This is a genomic window from Pseudomonas sp. NPDC087697, from assembly GCF_044743155.1.
Lineage (GTDB): Bacteria > Pseudomonadota > Gammaproteobacteria > Pseudomonadales > Pseudomonadaceae > Aquipseudomonas.
In genome coordinates this window covers 192,124-201,486 of record NZ_JBIUVW010000006.1, presented here as the reverse complement: position 1 = coordinate 201,486, position 9,363 = coordinate 192,124, and the positions used below count along the sequence as shown (strand labels likewise).

General features: G+C 58.6%; 5 protein-coding genes and 3 pseudogenes. 6 read left to right on the top strand and 2 right to left on the bottom strand.

Features of this window, described 5'->3' with window-relative positions:
• Positions 1–48 precede the first annotated feature (48 nt).
• Positions 49–813: a malonate transporter subunit MadM gene (madM, locus tag ACIPIN_RS07325; protein ID WP_401117067.1), complete on the top strand. Its 765-nt coding sequence runs from the start codon at positions 49–51 to the stop codon at positions 811–813.
• A gap of 111 nt (positions 814–924) precedes the next feature.
• Here madM and ACIPIN_RS07320 read toward each other — a convergent pair whose 3' ends face one another.
• Together ACIPIN_RS07320 and ACIPIN_RS07315 are read right to left on the bottom strand one after the other, a co-directional pair.
• A complete protein-coding gene (locus ACIPIN_RS07320; protein ID WP_401117065.1) occupies positions 925–1,839 on the bottom strand; it encodes a LysR substrate-binding domain-containing protein in 915 nt (304 codons plus the stop codon).
• Between the two features lie 239 nt (positions 1,840–2,078).
• Positions 2,079–2,204: pseudogene (locus ACIPIN_RS07315) on the bottom strand (two-component system response regulator); the annotation flags it as partial.
• 226 nt (positions 2,205–2,430) lie between these two features.
• Between ACIPIN_RS07315 and ACIPIN_RS07310 the strand changes: the two are divergent.
• The 5 genes and pseudogenes from ACIPIN_RS07310 to ACIPIN_RS07290 all read left to right on the top strand — a co-directional run.
• Positions 2,431–5,286 carry an EAL domain-containing protein gene (locus tag ACIPIN_RS07310; protein ID WP_401117063.1) on the top strand — a complete coding sequence of 952 codons (2,856 nt, stop codon included), beginning with the start codon at positions 2,431–2,433 and terminating at the stop codon, positions 5,284–5,286.
• 230 nt (positions 5,287–5,516) lie between these two features.
• Positions 5,517–6,146, top strand: a complete 630-nt coding sequence (locus tag ACIPIN_RS07305; RefSeq protein WP_401117061.1) for a response regulator — start codon at positions 5,517–5,519, stop codon at positions 6,144–6,146.
• 103 nt (positions 6,147–6,249) lie between these two features.
• Positions 6,250–6,489, top strand: a pseudogene (locus tag ACIPIN_RS07300) (cellulose synthase subunit BcsC-related outer membrane protein); the annotation flags it as partial.
• Positions 6,486–8,405 (top strand): diguanylate cyclase, encoded by a 1,920-nt coding sequence (locus tag ACIPIN_RS07295; protein WP_401117059.1) that lies wholly within the window; start codon positions 6,486–6,488, stop codon positions 8,403–8,405. The pseudogene ACIPIN_RS07300 and the gene ACIPIN_RS07295, both read left to right, overlap by 4 nt.
• Positions 8,406–8,756: 351 nt before the next feature.
• A pseudogene (locus ACIPIN_RS07290) lies at positions 8,757–9,326 on the top strand (IS5 family transposase); the annotation flags it as partial.
• Positions 9,327–9,363 lie beyond the last annotated feature (37 nt).

The window sequence follows — 9,363 nt, the reverse complement described above, 5'->3', positions numbered from 1 at the left end:
AGCCTGAGGACATAACCTCGGTCGCCGCCTCGATCGGGAGACACTGATATGTGGAATCTCATGGAAGCGGGTCTGAAACATAACGATCTGGTCACAGCGTTCGCATTCGTCGGCGTGATCATGTGGATCTCCGTGGTGCTCTCCAAACGCCTGACGTTCGGGCGGATTCATGGTTCGGCAATTGCCATCGTCATCGGATTGGTGCTGGCCTGGGTCGGCGGCACGCTCACCGGCGGGCAGAAAGGCCTGGCGGACATCACGGTGTTTTCCGGCATCGGCCTGATGGGCGGCGCCATGCTGCGGGACTTCGCGATTGTCGCCACGGCCTTCGAAGTGCAGGCCACCGAAGCGCGCAAGGCCGGGTTTATCGGCGCACTCGCGCTGCTGCTGGGGACCGTGTTGCCGTTTATTGTCGGGGCGTGCATCGCCTGGGCATTCGGCTATCGCGATGCAGTGAGCATCACCACCATTGGCGCCGGGGCGGTGACCTACATCGTTGGCCCGGTGACTGGCGCGGCGATTGGCGCCAGTTCCGATGTGGTGGCGCTGTCGATTGCCACGGGGTTGATCAAGGCCATTCTGGTGATGGTCTGCACGCCGATGGCAGCACGCTGGATGGGGCTCGATAACCCGCGCTCGGCGATGGTCTTCGGTGGGTTGGCCGGCACCGTCAGCGGTGTGACGGCGGGTCTTGCGGCGACGGATCGGCGGTTGGTGCCGTATGGCGCGTTGACGGCGACCTTTCATACCGGGTTGGGCTGTTTGTTGGGGCCATCGCTGCTGTATTTCATCGTTCGCGGGATTGTCGGCTAGGTTCAGGATTTGAGTCGCTTGTGATGCCGTCATCGCGGGCAAGCCTTGCTCCTACAGGGGAATGCGTTCCCCTGTGGGAGCGGGTTTGCTCGCGAAGGGGACGACGCGGTTTCAAACCTGCCGATGGGCATACATCCGACACTCCGCCAACAACGCCAGCAGATTCGGGTCGCGTTCCTTGGCCTTCAGAAACACCACCCCAATGTGCTGCTGCAACCGATAGCGCTCCTGCAACGGAATCAGCTTCACCCGGTTTTCGTATACCGCCGCAATCCGCCCTGGCAGCAGCGCATAACCGACCCCGGAGCTGACCATGCTCAGCAGGGTGAAGATATCGTTGACCTGCATCGCCACCTTTGGCTCGAACCCCGCCTGTTTGAAGAACCGAATGCTGTCCTGGTGCGTGGCGAAGCCCTGGGTCAATGTAATGAAGGTCTCGTTACGCACCTCGGCAAGGTCGATTTCAGTCCGTTGGGCAAACGGTGAGTCGGCCGGCGTGGCGAGGAAGATATCGTCGGTAAACAGCGGGATCTGCTCGCAGTCCGGGTCGTTGACGCTGCCGTCCAGGGACACCAGGATCGCGTCGACTTCCATGTTCTTGAGCTTGTACAACAGGTCGATGTTGGAGCCGAGGATCAGGTCGATGTTCAGTTCGCTGCGGCGGATTTTCAGGCCCATGATCAACTGCGGCACGGTCTTGACTGTCAGCGAATACAGCGAGCCGAGCTTGAAGCGCTCGGCCGAGAAGCCGGCGGCTTCGCGGGTCAGGCGTACGGTCTCGACCACATCCTGAATCAGCTTCTGCGCCCGCTCTTCGAGCACATAGGCGCTTTCCAGTGGCGTCAGGTTACGCCCTTCATGCTTGAACAGCGGGCAGCGCAGTGCGCTTTCCAGCGAGTGAATGGCCCGGTGCACGCTGACGTTGCTGGTCTGCAGTTCGGCCGCCGCACGGGCCAGGTTGCCGGTGCGCATGAAGGCGAGGAATACCTCCAGTTTTTTCAGAGTCAGTTCTTCGTCAATCAGCATGGCCATTACTCTTTTTCAGTCCGTTGATTATGCCCAAGCGGTGTTGGGTTGTCCGATGTGCGATGGTGTTCGCCAGAGGCGGTAGCTGCACAGTCGGCTTCAATACCGCCACATAATGCGTTCGTATCCATCTCCGACTTCCTGTGTGACCGAGACTGGCAGTGACGGACACGTATTATTTCACCTCGACCTCCAGCTCGTGGATGAACAGGGTTGAGTGCTTTTTTCGCGATACCGCTTCAGCTCGATAATTTCGGGCCACGCTGAGGCAGCAAATCAATCTGATCTGCCGGCACCAGTGTCCGGAGGGTCTTGTACAGCGCGCGGGTTTCCAGAAGGTTCCAGACCCGCAGCATGAAGTCCAAATACAATCGACTTGGCCTGTGGGCCGGGCGTCTGGTCGATCCTAAGTGATAGTCCGCGCGATGCGGGTAGGGGGTGGCCTACAGAGTCAGCCGTTATGCTTACTTGAAAACCAGCAGGGGCCGATGGTCAGGCCTGTCGTATGGCCTGCATCATCTACCGGTATTGGAATGATGCCATTAGCTTTTCGACGCAGCATAAGCCGGCGCAGGCGTTAAGGTAGCGAGCATGAACGAGAAGCTTCCTTTTTTCAGCCCACCCGCGGAACTGGCGCCTACCTGCGTCGACCTCTATCAGCAGGCATTCGAGAACAGTACGGATTGCCTGGCGCTGTTTGCCATTGGCGCGGACGCTCGCCTGCGTTTCATCGAAGCCAATCCAGCCATGGAGAGGCTATTAGGTCTGCCCAGAAGCGAGCTGCTCGGCCAGTGCCTGGACGAGCGGTTACCTGAGGCCATCGCGAGTCGAATAACGACCGGCAGCCAGGCCTGCATCGCCACCGGCACGCTGTTGAACGACGAGTATGAACTCGAACTGCCCATCGGTCGTCGCTACTGCTTGCACAGCCTTATTCCCCTGCGCGATGCGGACGGGCGCACTGCAAACTTCCTGCACATCGTGCGCGACATCACAGAGAGCAAGCTTCGTGCGGAACAACTGCTGAGCGACAAGCTGGCATTCCGCACTCTGGCGGAACATACCCCTGACACCATCGCTCGCTACGACCGCGACCTCCTGCGTACCTATGCCAATCCCGCATTCGCGCGCATGATCGGGTTGTCCGCGACGGACGTACTCGGAAAGAAACCCAGCCACGTTTCCAGCACACCCGAGATACTCGCCTACGAAGCAACGCTGCTGGAGGTGGTGCGTAGCGGACATCCCGACGAGCATGAGTTGGCCTGGCAGGGCGCCGACGGTCGGCAGCTCATCAGCCATATCCGCATCGTGCCAGAACGAGCGGCCGACGGTGAGGTGATCAGCGTGCTGGCGGCGGGGCGTGATATCACCGAACTGCGCCGCGCCGAGCAGGCACTGAGGATCAGGGAACAGGAATTCCGAACGCTGGTGGAGAACTCGCCGGATGTCATTGTGCGCTATGACCGCGAAGGCCGGCGTGTCTACATCAACCCCGCCTTTGAGCAGTTGTATGGTATTCCGGCCTGCGATGTTATAGGCACACCCATTACCCACGGGAGCCCTCTGCCGCAGGAGCTGACGAGCCGCTACCATAAGGGCATCCTGGACGTCATGCAGAGCGCCCAGCCCGTCGCGGTGGAGGCCACTTGGACCAAGGCCAACGGCGAGCAGGTCGTCCAGCATGTCCGGGCTGTGCCTGAATTCGACTCGCACGGTCAAGTCGCCAGCGTATTGACCATCGCTCGCGACATATCCGCCCTCAAGACAACCGAGCGGCGTCTCGAGCAGGCCGAATCTTTGGCCCGTCTCGGTCACTGGCAAATGGATTACCGACGGGGCACATTGCGACTGTCGGCGGAACTCTGCCGGTTGGCAGACAAACCCCGGGGCTGGGCGCCGGGTCTGGAAGAAGTCCGTGCCCTGCTCGTGAGCGAGGACCATGTCAGGATCATAGAAACCATCAAACTGGCTATCGTCAACCGCACTGAGGAACTGCAGCTGGATTACCGCATCGAGACCGGCCAGAGCAAGTTGAACCTGTATTCCCACCTCTGCATCGAATACGCCGAGGATGGCACGCCCCTGCAACTGTTCGGCACCGCCCAGGACATCAGCGAGATCAAAGCCTACCAGCAGCAGTTGCATACCATGGCCTTTTACGACTCGCTGACTGAGCTGCCCAATCGCGAACTCTTCAAAGAACGCCTGCAACAAGCGATAACCCAGGCTAGCCGATACGACCGCCAAGTGGCGGTGGCCATTCTCGACCTCGACAACTTCAAAGTGATCAACGACACGTTGGGCCACAGTGCGGGCGACGATTTGCTGCAGGAAACGGCAAGGCGACTGCAGCGTTCGGTGCGCGACAGCGACACGGTCGCCCGCCTGGGCGGTGACGAGTTCGCTCTGATCATGCCCCAGGCGGCCGGGGTCTGCTTGACCACCTTGGCCGGCAAGCTGCTACAGGCCATCAGTGGGATCTACCCGATCCAGGGGCGGGAGCTGTTCATCTCCGGCAGCATCGGCATTGCCTGCTATCCGGGCGATGCCGGCACTATCAGTGAACTGCTGCAGTACGCTGACTCGGCCATGTACCATGCCAAGGAGCAGGGGCGTAACAACGTACAGGTCTATTCGCCACAGCTCATCCAAACGACGACAGAGCGTATGGCACTCGCGGCCAGCCTGCGCGATGCTCAGCATAACGGTGAGCTGGAAGTGCACTACCAACCGCAGATCGATTTGGCCTCCGGGCGCTTGATCGGTGCCGAAGCCTTGTTGCGATGGAACCACCCCCGGCACGGGCAGGTACCTCCAGACACGTTCATTCCCATCGCCGAGGAAACCGGACTGATCGTCGGTATTGGTGAGTGGGTGTTGCGCAAAGCCTGCCAGGTCGCGGTTGCCTGGAACCGCGGTGACCGCCACCCCGCGCTAAAGATAGCCGTGAATCTCTCGCCTCGACAGTTCCGGATGAACGATCTACCCAAAGCGATCCGCGCCATCTTGCAAGACACCGGCTGTGAGCCGCGATGGCTGACACTGGAAATCACCGAAGGCTTGTTGCTGGATAACAATATAGCCGTGCGCGAGATCCTTGAACGGCTATTCGACATGGGGCTCACCATTGCCATCGACGACTTCGGCACCGGCTATTCGGCGCTCGGTTACCTGAGCCGCTTTCCGGTTGAAATCCTGAAGATCGACCGCTCCTTCATACGTGGTATTGACCACCACCGTGAGAGCGTCGAACTGGTCAAGGCGATTATCTCCATGGCCCATGCCCTGGGTATGACGCTAGTGGCCGAAGGTGTCGAAGAATCCTCCCAGCAAGCCTTTCTGCAACGCTCCGGCTGCCACAGTGCGCAGGGCTACCTGTACGGCAAGGCCATGCCGCAGGAAGATTTCGAGCGGCTGCTGCTCTACAAGGCAGGCATGCAATGACGTGCCCCAGGTGCATCAATCAGCGGCTATTGATCGTCGCTCCAGACTTAAGCCTCATTGTGAGACCAGAAGATGTCTACGAAACTAATGGCGATTCACTTCGCCAGTTTTCGGGGCTGCATTTGGATCGGATTCCTCATATTCGGTGGATACGTCGCCATCAACAGGGTCCCCGGTCGAAGTACCCGCGTGCGGGTACGCATTCCCATTAAGATAGGTATAGAAACATCATGATCCGACTGATGATCGCCGACGATCACGCCATCATGCGAGAAGGATTGAAACGGCTGTTCGCCTTGGACGGCGACCTGCAGGTTGTAGCCGAAGCGGAGAACGGCCTCGTGCTGCTCGAACGGCTGCGCCAGGGCGGCATCGACCTACTGCTGCTCGACATGAGCATGCCAGGCATCAGCGGTGAGGATTTACTGTTTCGCCTCCACGCCCATTATCCGCAACTGCCAATCCTGGTACTGAGCATGTACAACGAAGTGCCAATCGCCCTTCGCGCGCTCAAAACTGGCGCGTTAGGCTACCTGACCAAGGATAGCGATCCTGAAACTCTGCTCTTGGCCATCCGCCGAGTGGCTGCTGGCGGACGTTATATCGATACCGGGCTAGCCGAACAGATAGCCTTCGCCGCCAGCGGCCTGGGGCCGCACTGCGAGCACGATACGCTTACCGACCGTGAACTGCAGGTCATGCGTTTGCTCGCTCGCGGGCTCAGCATCATGCGGATTGGCGCAGACCTGGCTATCAGTCACAAGACCGTCAGCACCCATAAAGCCCGTCTGATGGAAAAAATGGGATTTACCAGTACCGCCGATATCGTTCGATATGCCATGACACAACGATTGCTCTAGCCATGATGGCCAGGAACTATTCTGCGCACTGGCCTGACCGTGATGTATTGGGGCTGCGAAATGGCTGAGCAGTGCAGAACAGGCTGGTTTCGAAATTGCCGAAAATGTGAGCCTGGTCAAGAGCGCAAGCACTGGCAGCGGTGCCAACGTACGCCTGCAGGGCCTGGTTGAACGGCGCCTCTCGGATCATCTCGTGCTGGGCACCGGACTGACCTGGCAACACAGCGAAGGCTATGCGCCGAGTCGCGCCCTGTTGTACTTGCGCTACACCCTTGACCCTTGGCAAGACAACCTGCCAATACGCTGCCTTCGGAAGAGGGGTGGAGAGGAGAGCGATAGATGACGCAAGAAGGCCCCGGATTCACATCCCATAAGCGTTCGCTCGCAGCGCGCGCCCTCCGCCTGGCTGTATTGCGGATTGGTCTGGTTTCGCTGTGTGCTGGTGCGATTTCCTATTATGTCAATCTATCCTCGATCGAGGGGGCTATTACCAAGCAGCTGCTTCTGTCTACCGAGCAAACGTTGCAACGCGAGTCCCTGCCGTTTCGGGAAATCAAGGACCTGCAGCAGAACTTTCTGAAGGAGTTCAAGGATATCCTTGCCATTCCGGGCATGGAAGCCACTCTGGTGCACGACTTCAACCAGATTTTCTACCGTCATGAGGATGGCTCCTATACGCAGCGCCCGATGCTGTTTGAAGGCGAAGCGCTCGCCGACGGCCGCCGTTTTGCAGGTATGTCAGCCACCTACGCGCCCGACACTCCACTCAATGACGACACTAAGGCGCGGTTTGCCCTGTCTTACATCCTGTCCCACAAATACGGTTCCAGCGCCAAGGGGCGGCTGTTCAATTTCTATGGTGTAGTACCTGAAAAAGGCTTCCCCATCTATCAGGACGTCGATATCGCCAAGGCGTTTACCTACTCGGGCCCTGATGCTCTCAAACTCGAAACCTATGAGTTTTATGAGCGCGGCTTCGGTACGTCAGATAACAGCACGCTGTTTACCCACATGTATTGGGATTCCTCCAACAACGCCTGGATGACGACGATCGCCACGCCCGACGTGGCCGATGCCTCCGGCAAGCACCACATCCTGGCCTGTGTTGATGTGCTACTGGATGACCTCATGAAACGAACGGCCAAGCCCTTCGTGCAGGGCGCGCGCAGCACCATGTTCATAGCAGACAGCGAAGGCACGCTGATCTACCACCCCGACTTCATGGATCAGGTCAAAAGCAGCGAAGGCAAGGCGTCCATCCAGTCGCTCAACATTGCCCACGATTACCCGCTGCTGAAAGCCATTCCCTCCCTGACTCTTGGCAAAGCGGCGGTGGTGCAGACACACGACGACATTGTCGCAGTGGGCATCATTCCCGGTACGCCCTGGGTGCTCGCAGTCCACTACCCTCGAGTGCTGATGAGCCCGGCCATCTTTGACAATCTGGCCATCGTGGTCGCGCTCGGACTGCTTACCCTGCTGGTGGAAATTTTCGTCCTGCGCTCCATTCTGCAAAAGCAGGTGGCCATTCCGCTGTCCCGGCTGATGCAGGCGACGCGGCTGCTTGGTTTGTCCAAAGAGCGCCTGAGCCGTGACATCCTGCCGATCCGGTCCTGCGACGAGATTGGTGAGCTAGCCCGCGACTTTGCAAATATGGCGGACCGGATCCAGGACGCGCATGAGCAGTTGGAACTCAAAGTACAGGATCGAACTGCCGCGCTCGAAGAAGCCAATCGCCAATTGAAGGCTCTGAGCACCACCGATGGCTTGACGGGCATTGCTAACCGTCGCCACTTCGATGAAGCGCTGGTCGGCGAATGGTGTCGCGCCCGGCGGACGGGAACGCTTTTGTCGCTGATGCTGATCGATGTGGACTGGTTTAAGAAATATAACGACCACTATGGGCATCAGACCGGTGACGATTGCCTGCGCAACGTCGCCAGAACGCTGGCAGCTCATGCCCTGCGGGCGGGCGATTTGGTGGCGCGCTACGGGGGGGAGGAGTTTGTGCTCATCACCACAACACTCCACGCCGACAAGGCGCTACAGCATGCCCAGGCGCTTTGTTATGCACTGGAAAAAATGGCGCTGCCGCATGCGATATCGCCGTTCGGCTTCGTTACAGTAAGCATTGGCGTGGCGGTAATGGCCCCCGCGGATGACCGGACGGCAGAAGACCTGCTGAAGCAAGCCGACCTGGCCCTCTACTGCGCCAAGGCCCAGGGGCGCAACCAGACCGTGCTGGCAAATATGCTGTAACCCTGCAGTAGACCCAGCGCGCCGCAATATGGCTAACCCATGGGCATCAATCGGTATGAATATCTCGCAGATGAAGTAGGGGGAATCCTAGTAGAAAACCAGCGAGCGCTGATGGATGGCCCTTCGCATGGCTTGCATAATGCCATCCGCCGATGTTCTGTCGGGTGAAAGGCCGCTGGCACAGGCCCACTCGAAACAACAACCGACTTCCGTTTTCCCTCCTCCGTATTCGGGGGAGGGGAGCGGAACCTGGTACGGGACGATAAGGACGTGCAAGCCACCTAGGGAATCTCTGAAAAAGACTTCCAGATTTGATGAGATATCCGCCACACACGAACCGAACGATTGAACCCCGATGAAACTATGATCCTCAACTTCCGGCGCCTGTCGGAAAAACATCAGTTGGCGGGCGGGATTTTGCAGTTTATCAACGACTATCCGGGCGACCGGGGCCAAAGGTTGCGCTAAGGCACTGTTGTCGACGCGACAATCATTCATACACCCAGTTCGACCAAGAACAAGGACGGCAAACACGACCCCGAAATGCACCAGGCCAAGAAAGGAACCCAATACTTTTTTGGAATGAAATCGCACATTGACGTCGATGCCGAATCCGGCTTGGTCCATAGCCTGGTGGGCACGGCGGCGAATGTGGCGGACGTGACTCAAGTCGATCAGTTGCTGCATGACGAGGGAATTTACGTGTGTGGCGATGTCGGTTGCACCGATGTCGACAAGCGTTCTGAACATCAGGGTCCGAAGATGATCTGGTCGATTGCAGCCCGGCCCAGCAGCTATAAAAAAAGCACGCGAAAAGAGTTTGATCGGCCGCCTGCGACCAAGATCGAATATGCGAAAGCGCAAGTCCGGGCCAAGGTTGAGCATCCGTTTCGAGTGTTCAAGCGTCAGCTTGGTACTACCTGAAAATCAACGACAGAATGCCCTGAGAGAGATTGAA

Coding starts and splice junctions, on each gene's coding strand:
- ACIPIN_RS07305 (WP_401117061.1), top strand. CDS start 5,517: ATGATCCGACTGATGATCGCCGACGATCACGCCATCATGCGAGAAGGA.
- madM (WP_401117067.1), top strand. CDS start 49: ATGTGGAATCTCATGGAAGCGGGTCTGAAACATAACGATCTGGTCACA.
- ACIPIN_RS07295 (WP_401117059.1), top strand. CDS start 6,486: ATGACGCAAGAAGGCCCCGGATTCACATCCCATAAGCGTTCGCTCGCA.
- ACIPIN_RS07320 (WP_401117065.1), bottom strand. CDS start 1,839: ATGCTGATTGACGAAGAACTGACTCTGAAAAAACTGGAGGTATTCCTC.
- ACIPIN_RS07310 (WP_401117063.1), top strand. CDS start 2,431: ATGAACGAGAAGCTTCCTTTTTTCAGCCCACCCGCGGAACTGGCGCCT.